At 63.8% G+C, this 23,534-nt stretch carries 21 protein-coding genes; 12 read left to right on the top strand and 9 right to left on the bottom strand.

The annotated features are described in order from the left end of the window. Positions 1-29 precede the first annotated feature (29 nt). The 3 genes from mazG to rlmD all read right to left on the bottom strand — a co-directional run bounded on the left by mazG (position 30) and on the right by rlmD (position 4,699). Positions 30-827 (bottom strand): nucleoside triphosphate pyrophosphohydrolase, encoded by a 798-nt coding sequence (mazG, locus tag PG899_RS11870; RefSeq protein ID WP_077096099.1) that lies wholly within the window; start codon positions 825-827, stop codon positions 30-32. Between the two features lie 84 nt (positions 828-911). Further along, positions 912-3,122: a GTP diphosphokinase gene (gene relA / locus PG899_RS11865; RefSeq protein WP_016349532.1), complete on the bottom strand. Its 2,211-nt coding sequence runs from the start codon at positions 3,120-3,122 to the stop codon at positions 912-914. Positions 3,123-3,376: 254 nt separating this feature from the next. Next, entirely contained in the window at positions 3,377-4,699 is a 1,323-nt protein-coding gene (gene rlmD / locus PG899_RS11860) for a 23S rRNA (uracil(1939)-C(5))-methyltransferase RlmD (protein WP_077096101.1), read from the bottom strand. A gap of 153 nt (positions 4,700-4,852) precedes the next feature. Here rlmD and barA point away from each other — a divergent pair, with 153 nt between their 5' ends. From barA to PG899_RS11845, 3 genes are all read left to right on the top strand, one after another. Continuing rightward, on the top strand, positions 4,853-7,564 hold the full coding sequence (barA, locus tag PG899_RS11855) for a two-component sensor histidine kinase BarA (protein WP_043165792.1): 2,712 nt from the start codon (positions 4,853-4,855) through the stop codon (positions 7,562-7,564). A 72-nt stretch (positions 7,565-7,636) separates the two neighbouring features. After that, complete coding sequence (locus PG899_RS11850) at positions 7,637-8,116, top strand: DUF1456 family protein (RefSeq protein WP_077096102.1); 480 nt, start codon at positions 7,637-7,639, stop codon at positions 8,114-8,116. Between the two features lie 3 nt (positions 8,117-8,119). Then, positions 8,120-9,040, top strand: coding sequence for an N-acetylmuramoyl-L-alanine amidase (locus PG899_RS11845; RefSeq protein ID WP_077096103.1), 921 nt, complete (start codon positions 8,120-8,122; stop codon positions 9,038-9,040). A 69-nt stretch (positions 9,041-9,109) separates the two neighbouring features. Here the strand turns inward: PG899_RS11845 and PG899_RS11840 are convergent, their stop codons facing one another. Beyond that, positions 9,110-9,907 carry a DeoR family transcriptional regulator gene (locus PG899_RS11840; RefSeq protein ID WP_005309410.1) on the bottom strand — a complete coding sequence of 266 codons (798 nt, stop codon included), beginning with the start codon at positions 9,905-9,907 and terminating at the stop codon, positions 9,110-9,112. A gap of 272 nt (positions 9,908-10,179) precedes the next feature. Here PG899_RS11840 and kbaZ point away from each other — a divergent pair, with 272 nt between their 5' ends. The 9 genes from kbaZ (at position 10,180) to ast (ending at position 19,346) form a co-directional block, all read left to right on the top strand. Next, complete coding sequence (gene kbaZ, locus PG899_RS11835; protein WP_077096104.1) at positions 10,180-11,493, top strand: tagatose-bisphosphate aldolase subunit KbaZ; 1,314 nt, start codon at positions 10,180-10,182, stop codon at positions 11,491-11,493. A gap of 12 nt (positions 11,494-11,505) precedes the next feature. Beyond that, a complete protein-coding gene (locus PG899_RS11830; protein ID WP_077096105.1) occupies positions 11,506-12,675 on the top strand; it encodes an SIS domain-containing protein in 1,170 nt (389 codons plus the stop codon). Continuing rightward, the gene (gene agaV, locus PG899_RS11825; protein WP_043160451.1) at positions 12,675-13,148 is read left to right on the top strand and encodes a PTS N-acetylgalactosamine transporter subunit IIB; all 474 of its coding nucleotides are present in this window, start codon (positions 12,675-12,677) and stop codon (positions 13,146-13,148) included. Before PG899_RS11830 ends, agaV begins: the two co-directional genes overlap by 1 nt. Before the next feature lie 15 nt (positions 13,149-13,163). Then, positions 13,164-13,940, top strand: coding sequence for a PTS N-acetylgalactosamine transporter subunit IIC (gene agaW / locus PG899_RS11820; protein ID WP_042051145.1), 777 nt, complete (start codon positions 13,164-13,166; stop codon positions 13,938-13,940). Beyond that, a complete protein-coding gene (agaE, locus tag PG899_RS11815) occupies positions 13,930-14,808 on the top strand; it encodes a PTS N-acetylgalactosamine transporter subunit IID (protein WP_017410651.1) in 879 nt (292 codons plus the stop codon). The genes agaW and agaE overlap by 11 nt, the downstream gene beginning before the upstream one ends. 46 nt (positions 14,809-14,854) lie before the next feature. Beyond that, positions 14,855-15,289: a PTS galactosamine/N-acetylgalactosamine transporter subunit IIA gene (agaF, locus tag PG899_RS11810; RefSeq protein WP_010635027.1), complete on the top strand. Its 435-nt coding sequence runs from the start codon at positions 14,855-14,857 to the stop codon at positions 15,287-15,289. Further along, on the top strand, positions 15,290-16,489 hold the full coding sequence (nagA, locus tag PG899_RS11805) for an N-acetylglucosamine-6-phosphate deacetylase (protein ID WP_077096106.1): 1,200 nt from the start codon (positions 15,290-15,292) through the stop codon (positions 16,487-16,489). After that, positions 16,480-17,334 carry a tagatose bisphosphate family class II aldolase gene (locus tag PG899_RS11800; RefSeq protein WP_077096107.1) on the top strand — a complete coding sequence of 285 codons (855 nt, stop codon included), beginning with the start codon at positions 16,480-16,482 and terminating at the stop codon, positions 17,332-17,334. Before nagA ends, PG899_RS11800 begins: the two co-directional genes overlap by 10 nt. Before the next feature lie 101 nt (positions 17,335-17,435). Then, positions 17,436-19,346, top strand: a complete 1,911-nt coding sequence (gene ast / locus PG899_RS11795; protein ID WP_077096108.1) for a thermostable cytotonic enterotoxin Ast — start codon at positions 17,436-17,438, stop codon at positions 19,344-19,346. 85 nt (positions 19,347-19,431) lie between these two features. Here ast and pdxJ read toward each other — a convergent pair whose 3' ends face one another. The 5 genes from pdxJ to lepB all read right to left on the bottom strand — a co-directional run bounded on the left by pdxJ (position 19,432) and on the right by lepB (position 23,531). Next, entirely contained in the window at positions 19,432-20,169 is a 738-nt protein-coding gene (gene pdxJ / locus PG899_RS11790) for a pyridoxine 5'-phosphate synthase (protein ID WP_016349522.1), read from the bottom strand. A 162-nt stretch (positions 20,170-20,331) separates the two neighbouring features. Next, complete coding sequence (gene recO, locus PG899_RS11785) at positions 20,332-21,039, bottom strand: DNA repair protein RecO (RefSeq protein ID WP_039214654.1); 708 nt, start codon at positions 21,037-21,039, stop codon at positions 20,332-20,334. After that, positions 21,040-21,939 (bottom strand): GTPase Era, encoded by a 900-nt coding sequence (era, locus tag PG899_RS11780; RefSeq protein WP_270697380.1) that lies wholly within the window; start codon positions 21,937-21,939, stop codon positions 21,040-21,042. After that, positions 21,936-22,607 carry a ribonuclease III gene (gene rnc / locus PG899_RS11775; RefSeq protein ID WP_044799232.1) on the bottom strand — a complete coding sequence of 224 codons (672 nt, stop codon included), beginning with the start codon at positions 22,605-22,607 and terminating at the stop codon, positions 21,936-21,938. The genes era and rnc overlap by 4 nt, the downstream gene beginning before the upstream one ends. Continuing rightward, entirely contained in the window at positions 22,608-23,531 is a 924-nt protein-coding gene (gene lepB / locus PG899_RS11770) for a signal peptidase I (protein WP_016349520.1), read from the bottom strand. Positions 23,532-23,534: the final 3 nt, after the last annotated feature.

Below are 23,534 nucleotides of genomic sequence, written 5' to 3'. Positions count from 1 at the left end.
GGCTCCCGGCGCCCCCATCTTGCGCCAAATCAACTTTGTTCGGTTTCCTTGGCTCTGTCCCAGGCGGCATCGAGCTTTTCCAGCGAACAGTCGCTCACTTTCAGCCCTTCTGCGGCGATAAACTGCTCAACCTGACGAAACCGGCGTTCGAACTTGGCGTTGGCGCCCCGCAATACCTGCTCCGGATCCTTTCCCAGATGGCGCACCAGATTGACGGTGGCGAACAAGAGATCGCCGAGCTCATCGCTCACCCGTTCCTCGTCCACGTCGGCCATCAGCGCCTCTTCCATCACCTCGTCGATCTCCTCGTGGATCTTGTCCACCACCGGGCCCAGGGTCTTCCAATCGAAGCCGACGGTGGCGCAGCGTTTCTGAATTTTGGCGGCGCGGGTCAGGGCCGGCAGCGAGAGCGGGATATCGTCCAGCACGCTCTCCTTGTCGAGCGCGGCCCGCTCTCTGGCTTTTTCCGCCTCCCAGTTCACCTTCACCGCCTGCTCGTCGCCAAGGTCGGCATCGGAGAAAACATGGGGATGGCGGCGGATCAGCTTCTCGCTCACCGTATCGACGATATCGGCGAAATCGAACAGCCCCTGTTCCTTGCCGAGCTGCGCGTAGAACACCACCTGGAACAGCAGATCGCCCAGTTCACCCTTTAATCCGTCCCAATCCTGGGTTTCGATGGCATCGGCCACCTCGTAGGCCTCCTCCAGGGTGTGCGGCACTATGGTCTGGAAGCTCTGCTTCAGATCCCAGGGGCAACCCCCGTTCGGGTCGCGCAATCTGGCCATGATGTCGAGCAGTTGAGGCAGGTCGTAACGTTGGGACATGGGATATTCGCTTCTTGATTCGTAACGCAGGGGGAAAACAGTGACCGACCTGGCGGTCGGTCACGAATTGGTTGTTGATGACAATCAGAGGCGCTTGGCGCTGATCACATCGTTGAGCTGACTGAGCTTGGCCAACGCCCGGTTGAAGGCGTTGATGTTGTAAATCTCCAACTCCATGTCGATCTCGGCGGTCTGCTCGCGCACGTTGGAGCGCGAACGCACCCCCATCACGTTGATCTTCTCGTTGGCCAGCACGGTGGTGATGTCGCGCAGCAGGCCGGAGCGGTCGTTGGAGAGGATGCGGATGGTGAGGCCGTAGCCGCCGGAGTAGTTCTCCCCCCATACCGCGTCGATCAGCCGCTCCGGGTTGCGACGGGAGAGCTCTTTGAGCTGCTCGCAATCCTCCCGGTGGATGGAGACGCCGCGCCCCATGGTGATGAAACCCTGAATACCGTCCCCCGGAATGGGCTGGCAGCAACGGGCGATATGGGTCATCAAGTTGCCGACCCCTTCCACTACGATGTGATCCTTGGGCTTGGGCCGGAACGGCACGTTGGCCTTCTGCTCCAGCTTCTCCAGCAGGCGGCGATCTTCCTCTTCCGCCGTCGGCTTGTTGTAGCGGGTGTCCAGGTAGTTCAGCAGCTGGTTGATGCGGATGTCGCCACTGCCGATGCCGGCCAGCAGATCTTCCAGCTCGTCGGCATGGAAGCGCTCCAGCACCACCTTGTCCACCTTGGAGAGGGTCAGGTTGTGCCTGTCCAGCTCCTTCTCCAGCAACTCCTTGCCGGCGGCGATGTTCTTGTCCCGATCCAGCTTTCTGAACCAGGTGGCCACCTTGGCCCGCGCCCGGCTGGAGCGCAGGAAGCCGGAGTTGGGGTTCATCCAGTCGCGGCTCGGGTTCGGCTCCTTCTGGGTGATCACCTCCACCTGATCGCCGGTCTGCAGCGCATAGGTGAACGGCACGATGCGGCCGTCAATCTTGGCGCCGATGCAGCGGTGGCCGATCATGCTGTGCACGTGATAGGCAAAGTCGAGCGGGGTGGCGCCCGCCGGCAGATCGATCACATCCCCTTTCGGGGTGAAGACGTAGACCCTGTCCTCGAACACCTGACTGCGCAGATCTTCGAGCAGGGAGCCGCTCTCGGAGAGATCTTCCTGCCAGGCGAGCAGCTTGCGCAGCCACTCGATCTTGTCTTCGAAGGTGTTGGCCTTGCCGCCGGCCTGCGCCCCTTCCTTGTAGCGCCAGTGCGCCGCCACGCCGAGCTCGGCATCCTGGTGCATCTGGTCGGTACGGATCTGGATCTCCACCGTCTTGCCCTCGGGCCCCACCACGACTGTGTGGATGGACTGGTAGCCGTTGGGTTTGGGGTTGGCGACATAGTCGTCAAACTCACGGGGGATGTGGTGGAAGTGGGTATGAACGATGCCGAGCGCCGCATAGCAATCCTGCAGCCGCTTGGTCACCACCCGCACCGCCCGCACGTCGAACAGTTCGTTGAATTCGAGGTGCTTCTTCTGCATCTTGCGCCAGATGCTGTAGATGTGTTTCGGCCGGCCGTAGACCTCGGCCTCGACCCCCGCCTCTTTCAGGGCATCGCGCAGGGACTGCACGAACTCGCGGATGTAGCGCTCCCGATCGAGCCGCTTCTCGTCGAGCTGCTTGGCGATCTGCTTGTAGGTATCCGGGTGCAGGTAGCGGAAGGCGAGATCTTCGAGCTCCCACTTGAGCTGACCGATGCCGAGCCGGTTGGCCAGCGGGGCGTAGATGTTGGTGATCTCCTGGGCCATCAGCACCCGGGTCTCTTCATCCGCCTTCTTCGCTTCCCGCAGGCAGGCTATCCGCTCCGCCAGCTTGATCACCACGGCGCGCACATCCTCGACCATGGCGAGCAGCATGCGGCGCACGTTGTCGACCTGTTCCGGCGAAGTTTCGCTGCGGTGCAGGGTCTGCAGGGAGCGGATGGCCTCCATCTCCAGCACCCCTTCCACCAGCTTGGCGATCTTGGGGCCGAAGTCCTCGTCCATCCGCTCCTGGCTGATGAGACCGGCTTCGACGAAGGGGTAGATGATGGCGGCCTTGAGGGTGCCGAGATCCATGCTGAGCATCAGCAGGATGCCCACCATCTCGACCCCGCGGACCAGCAGGCGGTTGGTGAGCGCTTCGTCACCGAGCGTCAGACAGTACTGGTAGACGGTTCGCAGCTGATCTTTGTCACTGTCACTCAGGGTGAGCGAGCTGACCCACTCCTCCAGGGTGAAGTTGTCTTTCAAATGAATATCGCGAACCGCAACCATGGTATCAATCCTTTAAATTATTGGGCCGAAGGCTGTCGCCCCCTCCCCCTCATGAGAATGCCTCAAATGGGGATATGCGGAGATTTTTTCAAGGCATATTGTCAAGAAAGACAATAGAGTTCTCCGCCAGCCCCTGCCGATTTACGAGGGTCTAGATTACCCCAATCATGGCCGCCCAGACAGCGTTATGGACCGGGCAAATGCCACGCAACCTGGCGTTTGGCCATAGCGTTTCATCTGCCCCGCAGCGCCCGTTACTTGCGCTCGAACAGCGCCATGGACTCCAGATGGCCGGTGTGGGGGAACATGTCGAGCATGCCGAGGCGCACCAGCCGGTAGCCCCCTTTCACCAGCACCTGGCTGTCGCGCGCCAGGGTGACCGGATTACAGGAAACGTAGACCACCCGTCTGGGTGAAAGTTTCACGACGTGCTCCATCACCTCGAACGCACCCGGGCGGGCAGGATCCAGCAGCACCAGATCGAAGCCTTCCCGTGCCCAGGACATGCCGGCGATGTCGCCGCTCAAGTCCGCCTTGTAGAAACGGGCATTGCTGATGCCGTTGCGACGGGCGTTCTCTTCGGCGCGCGCCACCATAGCCAGCTCCCCTTCTACCCCCACCACTTCGCGGGCCTGACGGGCCAGCGGCAGGGTGAAGTTGCCGATGCCGCAGAACAGATCGAGCACCTTGTCATCCTTGCCCGCCTCCAGCCAGCAGAGCGCCTGCTCCACCATGCGCTGGTTGACCGGCGCGTTGACCTGAATGAAGTCACCGGGAGCGAATGCAAGAGACAGGCCATCCAGCGAGTAGGAGGGCGCAAACTGCTGGTGCAGCGGCTCAATCTGCTCGTCGGCCGCCTGCAGATAGAGGTCGATCCCCTGCGTCTTGGCAAACTCGATCAGTTGCGCCCGATCAGCCTCGGTCGGCCGGCCGGTATGGCGCAGCAGCATCAGGATGCCCTGCTCGGCCTGAATGAGTTCCGCATGGCCCAGCTCGCGCTGGCTCTTGAGGCGGTTGAGACACTCACGCAGCGGGCTGATCAGCACGGAGAGCGGCTCGGCCAGCACCGGACAACCGCCGATCTCCACCAGATCATTGGACTGGCGACGACGAAAGCCCACCCGGGTGCAGCGGCCGTTCTTGTCGAACTTGATGGCCAGCCGGCAGACCCGGCGATAGGCGCGGGACTCTCCGCCCAGCACGGGCTCGAGCGCCGGAGGCTGGATGTTGCCAAGCCGCTCGAACAGGCTGACCAGGCCAGCCTCCTTGGCGGCGCGCTGATCTGCTTCGGCCAGGTGCTGGGCACTGCAGCCGCCGCACTCGCGGTAGTGGCTGCAGAAGGGGGCGATACGATTGGCCGCCGGGGTCACCACCTGTTGCAGGGCGGCGTGGGCATACTGCTTCTTGTCTTCAAGGATGCGGGCCTTGACCTGCTCACCGGGCAGCGCCCCTTCGATGAAGATCGCCTTGCCCTGATGGCGGCCGATCCCGACGCAGTGGTGATCCAGGCTGTCTACCGTAAATTCAATGCGTTGGGGCTGGGTGGATTTCTTTTGGGGCTTGAAAAACTGGGCCATAAAACTTGGTGCCTATAGGTGGCTATGTCATGATTGTGGAATCTGCAGCAGGCTATTGTCCCACAAGAATAATAGTATGACCAAATACGGCCTGTGGGCCCGCTCCCGCTCGTTTACGCCATTGCCAACCCTGCTCATCGGGGGACCATCCGCATGACCAAATACGGCCTTCGGGCGCGTGTGCTGGCCTTTACCATCTTGCCGACCCTGATCATCGGCGGCCTGATGGCCGGCTATTTCACTTTCCACCGCTATCAGCAGCTGGAAAACAACCTCATCGATCAGGGCATCAACATCATAGAGCCGCTGGCCATCGCCAGCGAATACGGGATGACCCAGCACAGCCGCGAGTCGCTCAAGCGGCTGATCGGCCTCACCCACCGCAAGAACTCGCCGCTCATCAAGTCCATCGCCGTCTTCACCCAGGACAACCAGCTGTTCGTGACGTCCAACTACCACAGGGACTTCACCCGGCTGCGGCTGCCGGACGGCAGCCAGATCCCCGAGCTCACCAGCGTCACCCTCTATGGCGACGACATCATACTGCGCACCCCGATCCAGGCCGAGACCAGCATGGATGGCTTCCCGCTGCCAAGCGACGTGGAGCCGCCGATGATCGGCTACATCTCCATGCAGATGACCACCGACCGGGCCATGATCCTGCAATACCGCGACACCTTCTTCGCGGTGATCATGGTGCTCATCGGCATCGCCTTCAGTACCCTGTTCGGCTTCAGGCTGGTCAAGAGCGTGACCCAGCCCATCACCGACATGGTGCAGGCGGTGCACAAGATCAGGGAGGGGCGGCTCGATACCCGGGTCAGCGGCCAACTCACCGGCGAGCTCGACATGCTGAAAAACGGCATCAACGCCATGGCCAAGGCGCTCTCGGAATACCACGAGGAGATGCAGCAGAACATCGATCAGGCCACCTCCGACCTGCGCGAGACGCTGGAGCAGATCGAGATCCAGAACGTCGAGCTCGACATGGCCAAGAAGCGGGCGCAGGAGGCGGCGCGGGTCAAATCGGAGTTCCTCGCCAACATGTCCCACGAGCTGCGCACCCCGCTCAACGGGGTCATCGGCTTTACCCGCCAGCTGCTCAAGACCAGCCTGACTCCGAGCCAGACCGACTACATGCAGACCATCGAGAAGTCGGCTCGCAACCTGCTCGGCATCATCAACGACATCCTCGACTTCTCCAAACTGGAGGCGGGCAAGCTGCAGCTGGAGCACATCCCGTTCAGCCTGCGCGACACTCTCAACGAGACCATGCACCTGCTCGGCCCCAGCGCCCACGACAAGCAGCTGGAGCTCTCCCTGCAGGTGGATGCCGAGGTGCCGGACTACCTCACCGGCGACCCCATGCGCCTGCAGCAGGTGCTGACCAACCTCACCGGCAACGCCATCAAGTTCACCGAGCACGGCAACGTGGATGTGCGCATCGAACAGATCGGCAGTGCCAGCGGCAGCAAGGTGCGGCTCAACGTGCTGATCCGCGACACCGGCATCGGCATCTCGGAAGAGCAGCAGCGCCAGCTGTTCCAGGCCTTCAACCAGGCCGACTCCTCCATCTCCCGCCGCTATGGCGGCACCGGCCTCGGCCTGGTCATCACCCAGAAGCTGGTACAGCAGATGGGTGGCCAGATCCGGTTCGAATCGGAGCTCGGCAAGGGGTCGGTCTTCTCCTTCAGCCTGGATCTGGAGGTCTCTCCCCTGCCCCAGACCGACAAGCTGCCGCTGGATCGCATTCAGGGCAAGCGGGTCTGGCTGCTGGAGCCGGATCCCTTCAGCCACTCGGCCCTCTGTGCTCTGCTGGCGGAGTGGCAGCTGGAGGTGCAATCCCTCGCCAGCGACGCCCCCTGGCCCGACATGAGCAGCCAGGACATGGTGATCATCGGCAGCGGTACCCAGCACAGCCCGCAGCAGGTGGTGGCGCGCCTCGACGGGCTGGATCGCCAGCAGAACACCATAGTGCTGCTCAGCAGCCACGAACCTTCGCTCTACGAGGCCATGCTGGCCCACGGCGCCCAGCACTGCCTCTCCAAACCCATCAACCATCGCAAGCTGCTGCACGCCCTGCTCTCCCCCGAGGCGGTGCGCAGCGCCCCGCTGCCGACCCCCTCCCCGCGCAGCGTGCAGGAGATCAAGGTGCTGGCGGTGGACGACAACGCCGCCAACCTCAAGCTCATCGCCGCCATGCTCAAGGAGATGGTGAGCCAGGTGGTGGTGTGCAAGAACGGCAAGGAGGCGGTCAGACTGGCCCAGAGCCAGCCGTTCGACATCATCTTCATGGATATCCAGATGCCGATCATGGACGGCATCAGCGCCACCCAGGCGATTCGCAGCCAGTCCCTCAACACCGAGACCCCCATCGTCGCGGTCACCGCCCACGCCATTCCCGGCGAGCGGGAGCGGCTGATCCGCCAGGGCATGGACGACTACCTGGCCAAGCCCATCGACGAGGCCATGCTGGCCAAGCTCATCACCGACTTCGCCCATCGTCGCCACCAGAATCACGCCAGCCAGCAGATCGACTGGTCACTGGCGGTGCGTCAGGCGGCGGGCAAGCTGGATCTCGCCAAGGAGATGCTGACCATGCTGATGGCCAGTTTCGACGAGGTGGATCCGGTGCTGGAGGCGGCGCTTGCCGGCCAGGTGGAGGATAGCGAGGTGTTGGCCCAGCTCCATCGCCTCAATGGCGGCTGCGCCTATTCCGGCGTCCCCGGCCTGCAGCGACTGCTCTCCCAGCTGGAGCAGCAGCTGCGCGACGGGGTGCCGGTGGCCGAACTCGAGCCCGAGCTGCTGGAGCTGCAGGATGCGATGGAGCAGGTACGCCAGGAGGCACCACGCTATCTATCCTGAACCGGGCAACCCGCTTTTTCTGACGCGGGCCCCGCCAGATGGTAAAGTTGCGCCGTTTCCACAGGAGTCGACATGACCAACAACGATATTTTGCGCCGCCTGCGCTACGCCCTCCGCATCAGCAACGACCAGATGGTCGACATGTTTGCCAAGGGCAACCTGACCGTCACCCATGCCCAGCTGCACAGCTGGCTGATCAAAGAGGCGGAGGAAGGGGAAGAGCAGGAAGCGGGCTTTGCCGCCTGTCCGGATTCGGCCCTGAGCCAGTTCCTCGACGGCTTCATCCTGGTGCGCCGTGGCGCGCGGGAAGATGCGCCGGCCCAGGTGATCCCGAACCGGATCAACAACAACATGATCCTGCGCAAGCTGCGCATCGGCCTCAACTTCAAGGAAGAGGACATGCTGGGCACCCTCAAGCTGGCCCACTTCAACCTCTCCAAGTCCGAGCTGAGCGCCCTGTTCCGTTCACGGGACCACAAGCACTATCAGGATTGCGGGGATCAGATCCTGCGCAACTTCCTCATCGGTCTCACCGCCAAGTATCGCGGCTGAACCATGGGCCGGCGTCTGCACTCACCGTCATCCCGCCAGCAGGCGGCCGGTGGGTGGCGCCGGCCATGGCAACTGGGTATTCTCTTCCCGGACACTCGTCGCTACGGGTTTGCGCTCTGCCTCGCCCTGCTGCTCTGCGCCTGCCAGCCCGCCCCCTATCGGCTCAACAACGACTATCAGAGCGCCAGCCAGAACGAGCGCATCGCCTTTCTGATCCTGCACTACACGGACGAAGACGATGGCCACTCCCTGCGCCTGCTGACCGAGCCGGCCCATCAGGTGAGCGCCCACTACCTGATCCCGCGCGATACCCATGAGCGGCCGCTGCCGGTCTACCAGCTGGTGCCCGACAGCCAGCGCGCCTGGCATGCCGGCCGCAGTCGCTGGCATCAATATGCGGGGCTCAACGCCAGCTCACTCGGCATCGAGATCGTCAACCTCGGCTACCCGCCAGAAGATGAGCTGCAGCCCGCCCACCAGCGGCGCTGGCAGCCCTACACCCAGGCACAGATAGCCGCCCTCGGCGCCCTCACCCGCAAGCTGGTCGAGCGCTACCAGATCCCCCCCACCCAGGTGCTGGCTCACAGCGATGTCGCCCCCGAGCGCAAGCAGGATCCCGGCCCCCACTTCCCCTGGCGCGAGCTGGCCCTGCACTACGGGGTGGGAGCCTGGCCCGACGAAACCCGGCTGGCCGAATTGCGCCAGCAGCCGGCACCGGCCTGGGATGCCCTCGGCTGGCAGCAACGGCTGGCCCGCTACGGCTACGGCGTCGCCCCGAGCGGCAGCTGGGACGAGCAGAGCCGCGCCGCCCTGCGCGCCTTCCAGCTCCACTTTAGGCCCGCCCTGGTCAGCGGTGAAGCGGATGCCGAGAGCCAGGCCATCCTCACTGCCCTGCTCGAGCGTTATTTTCCCGAGCAACGCTGAGTTTCGTCACCGAACACAAAAGAGGGACGCCGCGGCGTCCCTCTTTTGCATTCTCCGTCGAGTGCCTGCTCAGGCCTCCACCAGCAGCACCTCTATCCCGGCCTGACGCAGACCGGCCAGGGTCTCGGCCGCAATGGCGTCGTCGGTGATCAGGGTGTGGATACGCCGGGTATCGATGATCTTGTGCAGGCTCAGCCGGCCAAACTTGCTGGAATCGGTCACGACGATGATCCGCTCGGCCACGTGGCACATGCAGCGGTTGAGCCTGGCCTCGTCTTCGTGATGGGTGCTGACGCCGCGCTCCAGATCGATGCCATCCACCCCGAGAAACAGCAGATCGAAGTGATAGTTCTGCAAGGAGAGATCCGCCTGGGCGCCGTAGAAGGAGAGCGACTTGCGGCGCAGGTGACCCCCCGTCATCAGCAGCTCCACCCCTTCCGCCTCCAGCAGGGCATTCGCCACGTTCATGCCGTTGGTCATCACCACTATCTCCTGGTGATCGCGCAGGTGGCGTGCCACCTCCAGGGTGGTGGTGCCCGAGTCGAGAATGAGGCGGCAACCCGGCTGCACCAGGCTCGCCGCCATGGCGCCGATGCGCTGTTTGACCGGAGTGTTGAGCACGCTCTTGTCGGCGATGGTGCGCTCGGCCACCGGCTGGCCGGATTCACACAACAGGGCGCCACCGTAAGCGCGCACCGCCACCCCCTGTTTCTCCAGAAATGCCAGATCGTTGCGGATGGTGACGGTAGATACCTGATAGTGGCCGGCCAGCTCGTTGACCTGAACGCTGCCATTGCTGCGCAGCTGCTGAATGATGCGCTCCCGTCGCTCGCTGGTGCCGAGCACGCTCTTTTCGGTGATTTGCATAGTCTCTCTGCCGGAGTCCTGTGGTGAAAGTAGAGCTTTCACTTCGTTACGTTTCCCTATTAACACTCAGCCTCGATGGCAAATCAAGCTTTCATTGAATTGAAAAGTGCCGTCAGACTCCCTAAAACAGCCACAACACTTTCGATTCATTTCTTTTTGTGATCTTGCTCAAGATGTGAACACGCTTTTATTTCGTTTCGAACGCCGTACGCCTAGGGTAAAGAAAGATATCGAAAGCAAAGCATCTTGTTCAGGCCAAGAGGAAGAGGGAAATGAAATCAATGCTGGATCTGGTCGCACAACACAAGCAGGGGGAGCAGGTCGGGATCTACGCCGTCTGCTCCGCCCATCCGCTGGTGCTGGAGGCGGCCCTGCGACTGGCGGCGCAAGGGGATCAGCTGCTGCTGGTCGAGGCCACCTCCAATCAGGTGGATCAATTTGGCGGCTACACCGGCATGACGCCGGCCGATTTTCGCGACCTGCTGCACCGGCTCGCCGCCGAATGCCGCTTTCCCGTACAGCGGCTGGTACTGGGTGGGGATCACCTCGGCCCCAACCGCTGGCAGAGCGAGCCCGCCGCACAGGCCATGGCCCATGCCGAGGATCTCATCGCCAGCTATGTCGCAGCCGGCTTCAAGAAGATCCACCTCGACTGCAGCATGTCCTGCCAGGGGGATCCGGTGCCGCTGACCGACGAGCTGGTGGCGGCGCGCGCCGCCCGGCTGGCAAACGTGGCCGAACAGACCGCCATCCGGCAGTTTGGCCACAGCGACCTGGTCTATGTGATTGGCACCGAAGTGCCGGTACCGGGCGGCGCCCACGAAGAGCTGGCCGAGCTGGCTGTCACCACGCCGGAGGCGGCGCGCCACACCCTGGTCGCCCACCAGCAAGCCTTCGAGCAGGCCGGACTGGCCCAGCTCTGGCCGCGGGTGATTGGTCTGGTGGTGCAGCCCGGCGTGGAGTTCGACCACACCCACGTCATCGACTACCGTCCCGAGCGGGCCGCCCCCTTGAGCCGGATGATCGAGGCCTATCCCCATCTGGTGTTCGAGGCCCACTCCACCGATTACCAGACCCCGGACGCCTACCGCCAGCTGGTGCGCGATCACTTCGCCATCCTCAAGGTCGGCCCCGCCCTCACCTTTGCCCTGCGCGAGGCACTGTTTGCCCTCGCCGCCATCGAGGAGGAGCTGGTGGTGGCCAAGTCCTGCTCGGGCCTGCGCCAGGTGCTGGAAGAGACCATGCTGGATCGCCCCGACTTCTGGCGCAGCCACTATCAGGGCAGCCCCAACGAGTGCCGGCTGGCCCGCGGCTACAGCTACTCCGATCGCATTCGCTACTACTGGCCCGACAGCCGGGTCGACGACTGTTACGCCCGGCTGCTGGCCAACCTGGCCGCCGAACCCATTCCCCTGCCGCTGCTCAGCCAGCACCTGCCGCTGCAATACCGCAAGGTGCGCCAGGGCACGCTGTCGCCCCGGATTCACGACCTCATTCTCGATCAGGTGCAGGAGGTGCTGCGCCAATACGCGGCGGCCTGCAGCGCCGTCCCCGCCAGCCACTCCCGGCTGACCCCGGTTGTATAAGGAGTTGTAGAGATGATCCTTGGTTATCCAGAAGAGACGCTGCGGTCGGCCAACGGCCTGGCCACCGCCCGTGAAATTCGCCAGCAACCCGCCACCTGGCGGGAGACCCTCACCATGGTGGAGGAGTGCCGCGCCACCATAGAGCGCTTCCTGCTGCCCCTGCTGTCACGAGGCAACCTGCGGGTGATCCTGACCGGAGCCGGCACCTCCGCCTTTGCCGGCCGCGCCCTCGCCCCCTATCTCAGTGCCCGCCTCAACGGCCGCTTCGAGGCAATCGCCACCACCGACATCGTCACCGATCCGGGCGAATACCTGGCACAGGACTGCCCGACCCTGCTCATCTCCTTCGCCCGCTCCGGCAACAGCCCGGAGAGCGTGGCGGCGGTCGAGCTGGCCAGCCAGCTGCTGAGCGAGTGCCACCACCTGGTGCTGACCTGCAACGGCGAAGGGGAGCTCTATCGCCGCTGTCAGAAGGATGCCCGCTCCCTGGCGCTGCTGATGCCGCCCCAGACCCACGACCGCAGCTTTGCCATGACCAGCAGCCTGACCAGCATGATGCTGAGCTGTCTGGCGGTGTTCCTGCCACGCCAGTTCAACCCGATCGCCAGCCAGCCGCTCATCGCGCTGGGGGACGCCATTCTGCCCCAGGCCGAACTGAAGGTGCCCGAGTGGGATCGACCGCTGCCGGAGCGGGTCATCTACCTTGGCAGCGGCAGCCTGCAGGGGGTGGCCCAGGAGGCAGCCCTCAAGCTACTGGAGCTCACCGCCGGCCAGGTGATGGCCATGCACGACTCCCCCACCGGCTTTCGCCACGGGCCCAAGTCGGCCATCAATCGGCAGACCCTGATCGTGCTGCTGGTGTCCAACGATCCCTATACCCGCCAGTACGACCTGGACCTGCTCGGCGAGCTGCGCCAGGACGGCCATGCCGCCCGGGTGGTCGCCCTGGCCGACCGGCCGGATCCGCTCATCAGCGCCGGCGAACACATCTATCTGCCCACCCCCCTCAACGGTGACGACGCCGAGCTGGCGCTCTGCTACCTGCTCTACGCCCAGTACTACGCCTTCCACACCGCGCTGGTGCTGGGCATCACCCCGGACAACCCCTGCCCGAGCGGGCGGGTCAACCGGGTCGTGCAGGGGGTCAACATCTATCCGTTCAACCAGCAAGGAGGCGTCTGATGCCGAACATAGTGCTGAGCCGTATCGACGAGCGCCTGATCCACGGTCAGGTCGGCGTGCAATGGGTCGGCTTCGCCGGCGCCAATCTGGTGCTGGTGGCCAATGACGAAGTCGCAGAGGACCCCATCCAGCAGAACCTGATGGAGATGGTGCTGGCAGAGGGCATCGCAGTGCGCTTCTGGCCGCTGCAGAAGGTGATCGACAACATCGGCAAGGCCGCCGATCGCCAGAAGATCCTGCTGGTGTGCAAGAGTCCGGCGGACTTTCGCACCCTGGTGGAGGGCGGGGTGCCCATCCCCCGCATCAACGTCGGCAACATGCACTACGCCGACGGCAAGCGTCAGATCCACAAGACGGTATCGGTGGACGAGTCGGACATAGCGGCGTTTCGCGCCCTGCAGGACGCCCACGTCACCTGCTTTGTCCAGGGGGTGCCGACCGAACCGGCACAGGACATTTTCAACCTCATCTGATTAAGGACAATTGTGATGGAAATCAGTTTGTTGCAAGGGCTCTTGCTGGGCATGCTGGCGTTCTTCGCCGGGCTTGACCTGTTCAACGGCCTGACCCACTTCCACCGGCCCGTGGTACTGGGCCCGCTGGTGGGCCTGATCCTCGGCGACCTGCCCACCGGCATTCTGGTGGGCGGCACCCTGGAGCTGGTCTGGATGGGGCTGGCCCCGCTGGCGGGGGCGCAACCGCCCAACGTCATCATCGGCACCATAGTCGGCGCCACCTTCGCCATCACCACCGGGGTCAAGCCGGATGTGGCGGTCGGGGTCGCAGTGCCGTTCGCGGTGGCGGTCCAGATGGGGATCACCTTCCTCTTCTCGGTGATGTCGGGGGTCATGTCCCGCTGTGACCGGATGGCGGAACAGGGGGATGTGCGCGGCATCGAGCGGGTCAACTACCTGGCGCTGCTGGCGCTCGGCTCCTTCTACTTCCTGTGCGCCTTCCTGCCCACTTACTTCGGGGCCGAACACGCCAAGAGCGCCATCGACGTGCTGCCCGCCCGTCTCATCGACGGCCTCGGCGTCGCCGGCGGCATCATGCCCGCCATCGGCTTCGCCGTGCTGCTCAAGATCATGATGAAGAACGTCTACATCCCCTACTTCATCCTCGGTTTTGTTGCCGCCGCCTGGCTCAAGCTGCCGGTGCTGGCCATCGCCGCGGCCGCCCTGGCCATGGCTCTGATCGATTTCATGCGCAAGGACCCGGCGCCACAAGCCCGCCCCATCCAGGAGGAAACTGAAGATGGCATCTAACAACACCGCTACCCGGCTGACCCAGGCGGCCGAGCCGCAACCGACCCGCACCGTCTCCGACGACGTCTACGAAGATCAGCAACTCGGGGCCGAGCTGACCCGCCAGGACATCAACCGCTTCGCCTGGCGCTCCCTGCTGCTGCAGGCCTCCTTCAACTACGAGCGGATGCAGGCCTCCGGCTGGCTCTACGGCCTGCTGCCGGCACTGCAAAAGATCCACACCAACCCCAAGGATCTCTCCCGGGCGATGAAGGGGCACATGGGCTTCTTCAACACCCACCCCTTCCTGGTCACCTTCGTGATGGGGATAGTGCTGGCGATGGAGCGCTCCAAGCAGAACGTCAACAGCATCCAGAGCACCAAGATCGCGGTCGGTGCCCCGCTAGGCGGGATCGGCGATGCCATGTTCTGGCTCACCCTGCTGCCCATCTGCGGCGGCATCGGCGCCGACCTGGCCCTGCAGGGTTCCATCATGGGGGCTGTGGTCTTCTTCCTGCTGTTCAACCTGGTGCACTTCGGCCTGCGCTTCGGGCTGGCGCACTACGCCTACCGCATGGGGGTGGCCGCCATTCCGCTCATCAAGGCCAACACCCGCAAGGTGGGCCATGCCGCCTCCATCGTCGGCATGACTGTGATCGGCGCCCTGGTCGCCACCTATGTGCGGCTCGGCACCACCCTGGAGATCACCGCCGGCGATGCGGTGGTGAAACTGCAGGCGGACGTGCTCGACAAGCTGATGCCCGCCTTCCTGCCGCTGCTCTACACCCTGGCCATGTATGGGCTGATCCGCCGCGGCTGGAGCCCGCTGCGCCTCATCGTCATCACGGTCGTGCTCGGCATCGTCGGCAAGTTTGCAGGCTTCCTCTAATCCGGTGCCGGCACCAGGCCGGCCCTTTGCTGTAAAGGAACAGATTATGTTGGGCATCATCATTTGCGGACACGGCGGCTTCGCCAGCGGCATGGAACAGGCCATGCTGCAGATCCTCGGCGAGCAGGAGGCGGTGGTCGCCATCGACTTTCCCGAGTCCTCCACCACGGCCCTGCTGCAGGATCAGTGCGAAACCGCCCTGACCCAGGTTGAGCGAGGGGATGGGGTGGTCTTTCTGACCGACCTGCTGGGGGGAACCCCGTTTCGGGTCGCCTCCACCCTGGCGCTGCGCCAGCCCGGGCGGGAAGTGGTCACCGGCACCAATCTGCAGTTGCTGCTGGAGATGGTGATGGAGCGCGGCGAGCTGACCCCGTCCCAGTTTCGCGAACAGGCGCTGTGCTGCGGTCATCGCGGCCTCACCAGCCTGGTGGACGAGCTGGCGCGCGAGCGGGCCGAGACGCTGGCCGAGGAGGGGATCTAGATGGCAGAGCGGATCCGCGCCCACCGCCTGCTGACCGAGCAGGGCTGGCTGACACATCAGGTACTGACCCATGAAGGGGGCGTCATCACCGCCATCGGCCCCATCCCGGCCGACGACCCGGTGCGGGAGGTCGAGCTGCTGGTGCCCGCCCTCATCGATGGCCATGTTCACGGCGGGGCCGGCGTCGACGTGATGGACGAGGCGGCCGACGCCCTGGCCCGCCTCTCCCTTGCCAAGGCGGCGGAAGGGGTGGGCGCCTTCCTCGCCACCACGGTCACCGCCCCGCTGCCCGCCATCCTCAGCACCCTGGGTCGCATCGCCGATGCCATGGCGAGCCCCCTGCCGGGCGCGCAACTGCTCGGCAGCTATCTGGAGGGGCCCTACTTCACCCCTGACAACAAGGGCGCCCATGATCCGGCCCTGTTCCGGGAGCTGGATCTGGCGGAGCTCGACCAGTTGCAACAGGTGGCACGAGGCACCCTCAAGGTGGTCGCCCTCGCCCCCGAGAAAACCGGGGCGCTGGCCGCCATCCGTCATCTCAAGCAGATCGGCATCCGGGTGATGCTGGGTCACTCCGCCGCCGACCATGACACCACCATGGCGGCGCTGGCGGCGGGGGCCTCCGGACTGGTGCACTGCTTCAACGGCATGCGCGGCCTGCACCACAGAGAACCCGGCATGGCCGGCGCAGGCCTGGTGCATCCCGATGCCTGGCTGGAGCTCATCGCCGACGGCCACCACGTCCATCCGTGCGTGCTCAGACTCTGCCACTGCTGCGCCAGGGATCGCCTGCTGCTCATCACGGATGCCATGCGCGCCGCCGGCATGCCGGACGGTCACTACCTGCTCGGCGACTACCGGGTGGAGATGAAGGACGGAGTGGTGCGCACCGAAAGCGGTGGCCTGGCGGGCAGCACCCTCACCCTGCTCGGCGCCGTGCGCAACATGGTGCAGCTGGCCGGCGTGCCACTGGAGGAAGCCATCCGCATGGCTTCGCTGGCACCGGCCCGGATGCTGGGGATGGAACATCGCCTCGGCTCGCTGGCCGTCGGCAAGCAGGCCAACCTGCTCGCCCTGACCGCGGAACTCAATCAACAACATATCTGGGTGACGGGCCGGGAGATCCTCCCCGCCCCTGCCACGCTCTCTTTCCCTGAAGCTGGTGCCCGCCAGGGTGCCAAGGAGTCCTCATGTATCTGATCTCGTCCCACGAAATGCTTAAAGATGCCCAGCGCCGCGGCTATGCGGTGCCCGCCTTCAACATCCACAACCTGGAGACCGTCGAGGTGGTGGCCCGCACCGCCGCCAAGCTGAACTCCCCGGTGATCCTGGCCGCCACGCCGGGCACCTACCGCCACGCGGGGGTCGAGTACCTGGTCTCCATCTGCGCCTCGGCCGCCCATCAGTACCGCATCCCGCTGGTACTGCATCTGGACCACCACGAGGACGAGCAGGATATCCACTACAAGGTCGAGGCCGGCATCCACTCCGCCATGATCGACGCCTCCCACCTGCCGTTCGAGGAGAACGTCGCCAAGGTGCAGCGGGTCGTCACCTTCTGTCACCGCATGGGGGCGAGCGTGGAGGCCGAGCTGGGCCAGCTCGGCGGGCAGGAGGATGACCTCATCGTGGACGCCGCCAACGCCCATCTGACCGACCCGGACAAGGCGGCCGAGTTCGTGGCGCGTACCGGCATCGACTCCCTGGCCGTCGCCATCGGCACGGCCCACGGCCTCTACAAGGAGGAGCCGCGCCTAGACTTCGAGCGCCTCGCCGCCATCCGGGCCAGGGTAGCGGTGCCGCTGGTGCTGCACGGCGCCTCCGGCATTCCCGACCGGGACGTGCGCCGCTGCATCGAGCTCGGGGTGTGCAAGGTCAACGTGGCCACTGAGCTCAAGATCGCCTTCTCCGACGCCATGAAGGCGTTCCTGGCCTCTCACCCCGACGCCAGCGACCCGCGCCAGTATCTGGTACCCGCCATGGCCGCCATGGAGGAGGTGGTCGCCGCCAAGATCCGCACGTGCATGAGCGACGGCAAGCTGTAATCCCAAAGGCGGGCCCGCTGCGGCGAGCCTGCCTCCATCCTGGTATCACAGGTGAGGTCTGCCGACTCACACCTCACTCACATCAACACGTGGAGACAACCATGCACGCACGTACCGCCATGACGCTGCTGCTCATGCTGACCCCCTTCGCCCAGGCCGAAACCCTGTCGCTGGAGGGTGACCAGTACCGTATCAAGGTCGAAACCGATGCCGGCAAGTTCCGGGAGCTGACCTTCACCAATACCGCCAACGGCGATCTCATTCGCTCAGACAACCTGTTCGACATCAAGGGGACGGATGATCGGCTGACCCCCTCCGCCGACTTCAGGGTCACCGCATTCACCAAGAGCGACGACCGGATCGAGATGGCGTTGGAAAATGCCGACTTCGTGGTCAAGAGCGCCATCCGGCTGGGCCGGGACAAGCGCTACGCCAGCATCGACTTTGCCCTCGACACCCTCAAGAACGGCAAAAAGATCAACGGCTTCTCCATGCTTCCCTTCCACTCCCAGGCGCCGTTTGTCTATGGCGCCATCAACAGCTCGCCCATCGTCAGCGACAGCTTCTTCATTACCCCCCAGAATCCGCTGGTCAATACCCGGGCCTACGAGGGTGGCGTCAGCCAGCTGATCCCGCTCAAACTGCCGCTCACCGAAGGCAAGCCGCTCAGCTATCGCACCTATGTCGGCACCTTTGGCGAGGGTCAGCTCAGACGCGACTTCAACCGCTTCCTCAACGAGGCCCGCGATCGCCCCTACGCCCCCTACCTGCATTACAACTCCTGGCTCGACATCGGCTTCTTCAATCCCTATACGGAGGCCGAGGCACTCAAGCGCATCGATCAGTTCGGCGAGGCGCTGATCAGCCGGCGCGGCGTGCCCATGAACGGCTTTCTGTTTGACGACGGCTGGGACGATCGACTGGGCAACTGGGGTTTCAGCAAGGATTTCCCCAACGGCTTCAGCAAGCTCAAGCGTGCGGCCGAACGCTACCATGCCCAGCTCGGGATCTGGCTCTCCCCCTGGGGTGGCTACAACAAGCCAAGGGATGAGCGGGTCTCCCATGCCGCCGAGTTCGGCTATGAGCTGAGCGATGGCAAGTTCGCCCTCTCCGGCCCGGTCTACTACCAGAACTTCCACCAGAAGGTGATCTCGCTCATCAAGGATCAAGGGGTCAGCCACTTCAAGTTCGACGGGACCGGCAATGCGGACAAGCTGATCGAGGGGAGTCGCTTCACCAGCGACTTCGATGCCGCCATCCATCTGATCGCGGATGCCCGGGCCGCCAATCCGAAGGTGTTCATCAACCTGACCACCGGCACCACCGCCTCCCCCGCCTGGCTGTTCTTTGCCGATTCCATCTGGCGCGGCGGCGATGACATCAACTTCTACGGACCCGGCTCCAAAGTACAGCAGTGGATCACCTACCGGGATGCCGAGACCTATCGCTCCATCGTCAAGAACGGCCCCCTGTTCCCGCTCAACTCCCTGATGCTGCACGGGCTGGTCTATGCCAAACAGGCCAAGCATCTGGATCGGCAGTCACCGCAAGACTTCGCCGATCAGGCCTGGAGCTACTTCGCCACCGGCACCCAGTTGCAGGAGCTCTATCTCACGCCGGAACTGCTGAGCGGCCAGAACTGGGACCTGCTGGCCAAGGCGGCTCTCTGGTCGCAACAGAACCAGGCCGTGCTGTTCGACAGCCACTGGATCGGTGGCGACCCCACCCTGCTGGCGGTGTACGGCTGGGCGGCCTGGAGTCCGAGCCGCGCCTTCATCACCCTGCGCAATCCCTCCAGTAAGCCGCAGACATTCCTGCTGGAGCCTCAGCGCCAGCTGGAGATCCCGGCGGGCGAGGCTACCCGCTTCACGGTGCAGCCGCGCTACGGCAGCAATGCCAGCGTGCCGGCCACCCTCGATGCCCCCAGTCTCATCACCCTGGCGCCGCTGGAGCTCATCACCCTAGAGCTGACCCCGGCAGGAGCCAAACCCGCGGCTGCGAAAAAGTCCTGACCCAGACCAAGTTTGACCTGACAAAAAGGGACGCCGTGGCGTCCCTTTTCTCTTCGTGCCACGGGGCCCAGCCCCTGCCTGCAGATCAGATCCCCTGACGGGCTTCCTGCATCAGCAGGCGCATGTCGCTGACCGCTTTGGCCAGGCCGTCGAAGGCGGCGCGGCCGATGATGGCGTGGCCGATGTTGAGCTCATAGAGCTCGGGGATGGCGGCGATGGCCTTGACGTTGTGGTAGTGCAGGCCGTGGCCGGCATTGACCTTCAAGCCCTTGCCGGCGGCGTAGGAGGCACCGGCGGCGATGCGCTTGAACTCGGCGTTGCGCTCGGCATCCGTGGTGGCATCGGCGTAACGACCGGTGTGGATCTCGATGAAGGGGGCACCGCTCTCGGCGGCAGCATCGATCTGCAGCGGATCCGCATCAATGAAGAGGGATACTTGAGCGCCGACAGCCGCGAGGCGGGCCACCGCATCGGTCACCTTGTCCAGCTGGCCAGCCACGTCCAGACCACCCTCGGTAGTCACCTCGGTGCGCTTCTCCGGCACCAGGCAGACGAAGTGGGGCTGGATGCGGCAGGCGATACCGATCATCTCTTCGGTCACCGCCATCTCCAGGTTCATTCTGGTCTGGATGGTCTGGCGCAGGATCTCCACGTCACGGTCGGTGATGTGACGGCGATCTTCGCGCAGGTGCACAGTGATGCCATCGGCACCGGCCTGCTCGGCCACGAAGGCAGCCTGTACCGGATCCGGGTACTGGGTGCCGCGGGCGTTGCGCAGGGTGGCGATGTGATCGATGTTCACACCCAGATAGATTTCACTCATTGAGGACTCCTTGAAACTCTTCGCTGTTAACTGTGCAACTGCCGCCTTGGCGCCAGCGCCGATATCCATATGTCACGTGTGTGGCAGCTCGTAGGTTCGATTAGCGCAGCGTAATCGGACCTAGGTAACATTCTTGCCGTGTTGGTTAACGCCGCAGGGCGGTTAACCCAAGCTATTACGGCGTTTTAAAAACAGCTCCCGGCTCTTCAACTGGCGCCGCCCCAGATAGGGCTGCAGCGCCAGCCGGCTGAAACGCTTGGCCGCCTGCAGCAGGGGCGGACTGTCGAAGCGCCCCTCGGCAAAGGCCAGCAGGTGCGCGCCGAGAAACAGGGTACGGGGATCCGGCGCCCGCTCGCAAGCGACAAAGCCCAATTCACGCTCGAAGCCGTAGAGCAGCTCGGGCTGGATCGGCGACTCGTCGTCGGCGGCATATTCGAAGTCCACCGCGTAGCCGAGCGCCTGCAGCAGCAGGAATTCGAAGCGGCGCAGGGGCAGCTCCGGCGTCTCGCCGTCGGCCAGCGCCATGATGGCGCGGGCATAGGCGTCAAACACTTCGGGGAACGGGGTGTGGGCTTCCAGCAGGTAGTAGACTAGCTCGTTGAGATAGAGGCCGTAGAAGAGGCGATCGCCGCCGAGCCGCAGGGAGTGATCCGGGCACTCGACCTGGGTGAGATTCTTGAGATCGCCCTTGCCGCGCCAGGCGATGGTGAGCAGGGTAAAGGGTTGCAACAGCCCCTTCAGAGGCGAGCGTGGCCCGCGGGAACCGCGAGCCACCAGAGTAAAACGGCCACTATCCTGGGTGAAAACCTCGACCAGCTGGCTGGTCTCCCGATAGGGCCGACTGTGGATGACGAAAGCCGGGGTCAGCAATCAGTCGTCACCGTAGCCGAGACTGCGCAGGGCGCGCTCGTCGTCAGCCCAACCGGATTTGACCTTGACCCACAGCTCCAGGTGAACCTTTTTCTGGAACAGCCGCTCCATGTCGAGGCGCGCCTCGGTGCCGATGGTCTTGATCTTCTCGCCCTTGTTGCCGATGACCATCTTCTTCTGGCCATCGCGCTCCACCAGAATGAGGCCATGGATGTGGTAGAGACCGTTCTCCTCCACCTTGAAGCGCTCGATCTCCACCGTCACCGAGTAGGGCAGCTCCTCACCGGTGAAGCGCATCAGCTTCTCGCGGATGATCTCGGAGGCCATGAAGCGGGAGGAGCGGTCGGTCACGTAGTCTTCCGGGAAGAAGTGGACGTTCTCCGGCAGCAGATCCTTGGCCCACTCGCGGATCTTCTCCACGTTGGTGCCCTTCTCGGCACTGATGGGCAGGATGTGGGCAAAGTTCATCTGCTGGCCCAGCCACTCGAGGTGCGGCAGCAGATCCTCTTTCTCCTTGACGTTGTCGATCTTGTTGACCGCCAGCACCACAGGGCACTTGAGGTGGCGCAGCTTGCCCAGCACCATCTCGTCGTCCTTGGTCCAGTGAGTCCCGTCGACCATGAACACCACCATGGCCACGTCCCCCAGCGAACTGGTGGCGGCGCGGTTCATCAGGCGGTTGATGGCCCGTTTCTCTTCGATGTGCAGACCCGGTGTATCGACATAGATGGTCTGGTAGTTTTCCTCGGTGTCGATCCCCAGAATCCGGTGACGGGTGGTCTGGGGCTTCTTCGAGGTGATGCTGACCTTCTGGCCAAGCAGCTTGTTGAGCAGGGTGGACTTGCCCACGTTGGGGCGGCCCACGATGGCGACAAAGCCGCAGTAGGTGGTATCTGTCATGACAGTTTTTCCAATGCTTGCTGCGCAGCGGCCTGTTCGGCCTTGCGACGGCTGGTGCCGACCCCGACCAGCGGACCATCCAGGCCTTCCACGTCACACTGGACGGTGAACTCCTGGTTGTGGGCTTCGCCCTTGACGTTGGTCACTGTGTAGGTCGGCAGGGATTTGCGGCTTCCCTGCAGAATTTCTTGCAGACGGGTCTTGGGATCCTTCTGTTCTATGCCCGGCTTGATCTCTTCCAGGCGGCTGGCGTACCAGCCCAGCAGCAGTGTCCGTACCGTCTCAAGATTGGTATCCAGATAGACGGCACCGATCACCGCCTCGACCGTGTCGGCCAGAATGGATTCACGGCGAAAACCGCCGCTTTTCAGCTCGCCCGGCCCCAGGATCAGGTGATCCCCGAGGTCGAACTCCCGGCCCAGTTCGGCCAGGGTCTTCTCGCGTACCAGAGTGGCGCGCATCCGGCTGAGATCCCCTTCCGCCGCCTGCGGGAAGCGGTGGAAGAGATCATCGGCAATCACCAGACTCAAAATGGAGTCACCCAGGAATTCCAGTCGCTCGTTGTGACGGGAACCGGCGCTGCGGTGAGTCAGCGCCCGGGTCAGCAGTTCTTGATCCTGAAAGACATGCCCGAGACGGGACTGCAGTCTGTTCATCTTGATATTCATTTACTTGATTCCGCCAATGCGGTTGAAGCGCACCCCTGTCGGTACCCAGCTTGGCAGCAGGGAGCCTTCTTCGCGCTCGAATTCAAAACTTATCCAGATAGCGACCGCCTTGCCGACCAGGTTCTGCTCGGGCACGAAGCCCCAGAAACGACTGTCGGTACTGTTGTCACGGTTGTCACCCATCACGAAGTACTGGCCTTCCGGCACCACCCATTCGTCTGGGTAGGTGCCGGGCTGGCGGTAGTAACGGCCGACCATATCGGGCATCAGCGGGTTGCGCAGGGTCTCGTGAGACACCTCGCCCAGCTGCTCGGTATAGCGGTCAAGCGGGATCCCCATCTGGGTAAATTCACCCCTTTGTTCAAACTTGACGTCGAGCTTCTGGAAGCCCGGGCACGTTTTCCCTTCCTGCTCATCGCACTTGGGCCGGATCATCAGTTCCTTGTTGCGATAGATGACCCGATCCCCCGGCATGCCGACCACCCGCTTGATGTAGTCCACCCGGGTATCCAGCGGATACTTGAACACCACCACGTCGCCGCGCTTGGGCTCACCGGTCTCGAGGAACTTGGTGTTGGTCACCGGATCCTTGAGGCCATAGGCAAACTTCTCCACCAGGATGAAGTCGCCCACCAGCAGGGTGGGCATCATGGAGCCCGACGGGATCTGGAACGGTTCAAAGATGAACGAACGCAGGATCAGCACGAGCGTGATGACCGGGAATACCCCGGCGGTCTGTTCGATCCAGACCGGCACCGGCGCCACCTTGGCCAGGGTTTTCTCGTCCAGATGGGCGCCGCCGTGGGCACGGGCCACGGCAATCTTGGCGGCCCGCTGCTTGGACCAGATCATCTTGTCCAGACACCAGATAACACCGGTGATCGCGCAGACCACCACCAGGATCAGGGAAAACGTGCTTGCCATCTA

Origin of the sequence: Aeromonas sp. QDB39 (genome assembly GCF_027707585.1) — a bacterium.
Classification (GTDB): Bacteria; Pseudomonadota; Gammaproteobacteria; order Enterobacterales; family Aeromonadaceae; genus Aeromonas; species Aeromonas hydrophila.
This window is presented reverse-complemented; position numbering and strand designations above follow the sequence as displayed.

Bases quoted from the DNA above. Each gene is read 5' to 3' on its own strand.
- mazG (WP_077096099.1), bottom strand. From the start codon at position 827: ATGTCCCAACGTTACGACCTGCCTCAACTGCTCGACATCATGGCCAGA.
- relA (WP_016349532.1), bottom strand. From the start codon at position 3,122: ATGGTTGCGGTTCGCGATATTCATTTGAAAGACAACTTCACCCTGGAG.
- rlmD (WP_077096101.1), bottom strand. From the start codon at position 4,699: ATGGCCCAGTTTTTCAAGCCCCAAAAGAAATCCACCCAGCCCCAACGC.
- barA (WP_043165792.1), top strand. From the start codon at position 4,853: ATGACCAAATACGGCCTTCGGGCGCGTGTGCTGGCCTTTACCATCTTG.
- PG899_RS11850 (WP_077096102.1), top strand. From the start codon at position 7,637: ATGACCAACAACGATATTTTGCGCCGCCTGCGCTACGCCCTCCGCATC.
- PG899_RS11845 (WP_077096103.1), top strand. From the start codon at position 8,120: ATGGGCCGGCGTCTGCACTCACCGTCATCCCGCCAGCAGGCGGCCGGT.
- PG899_RS11840 (WP_005309410.1), bottom strand. From the start codon at position 9,907: ATGCAAATCACCGAAAAGAGCGTGCTCGGCACCAGCGAGCGACGGGAG.
- kbaZ (WP_077096104.1), top strand. From the start codon at position 10,180: ATGAAATCAATGCTGGATCTGGTCGCACAACACAAGCAGGGGGAGCAG.
- PG899_RS11830 (WP_077096105.1), top strand. From the start codon at position 11,506: ATGATCCTTGGTTATCCAGAAGAGACGCTGCGGTCGGCCAACGGCCTG.
- agaV (WP_043160451.1), top strand. From the start codon at position 12,675: ATGCCGAACATAGTGCTGAGCCGTATCGACGAGCGCCTGATCCACGGT.
- agaW (WP_042051145.1), top strand. From the start codon at position 13,164: ATGGAAATCAGTTTGTTGCAAGGGCTCTTGCTGGGCATGCTGGCGTTC.
- agaE (WP_017410651.1), top strand. From the start codon at position 13,930: ATGGCATCTAACAACACCGCTACCCGGCTGACCCAGGCGGCCGAGCCG.
- agaF (WP_010635027.1), top strand. From the start codon at position 14,855: ATGTTGGGCATCATCATTTGCGGACACGGCGGCTTCGCCAGCGGCATG.
- nagA (WP_077096106.1), top strand. From the start codon at position 15,290: ATGGCAGAGCGGATCCGCGCCCACCGCCTGCTGACCGAGCAGGGCTGG.
- PG899_RS11800 (WP_077096107.1), top strand. From the start codon at position 16,480: ATGTATCTGATCTCGTCCCACGAAATGCTTAAAGATGCCCAGCGCCGC.
- ast (WP_077096108.1), top strand. From the start codon at position 17,436: ATGCACGCACGTACCGCCATGACGCTGCTGCTCATGCTGACCCCCTTC.
- pdxJ (WP_016349522.1), bottom strand. From the start codon at position 20,169: ATGAGTGAAATCTATCTGGGTGTGAACATCGATCACATCGCCACCCTG.
- era (WP_270697380.1), bottom strand. From the start codon at position 21,939: ATGACAGATACCACCTACTGCGGCTTTGTCGCCATCGTGGGCCGCCCC.
- rnc (WP_044799232.1), bottom strand. From the start codon at position 22,607: ATGAATATCAAGATGAACAGACTGCAGTCCCGTCTCGGGCATGTCTTT.
- lepB (WP_016349520.1), bottom strand. From the start codon at position 23,531: ATGGCAAGCACGTTTTCCCTGATCCTGGTGGTGGTCTGCGCGATCACC.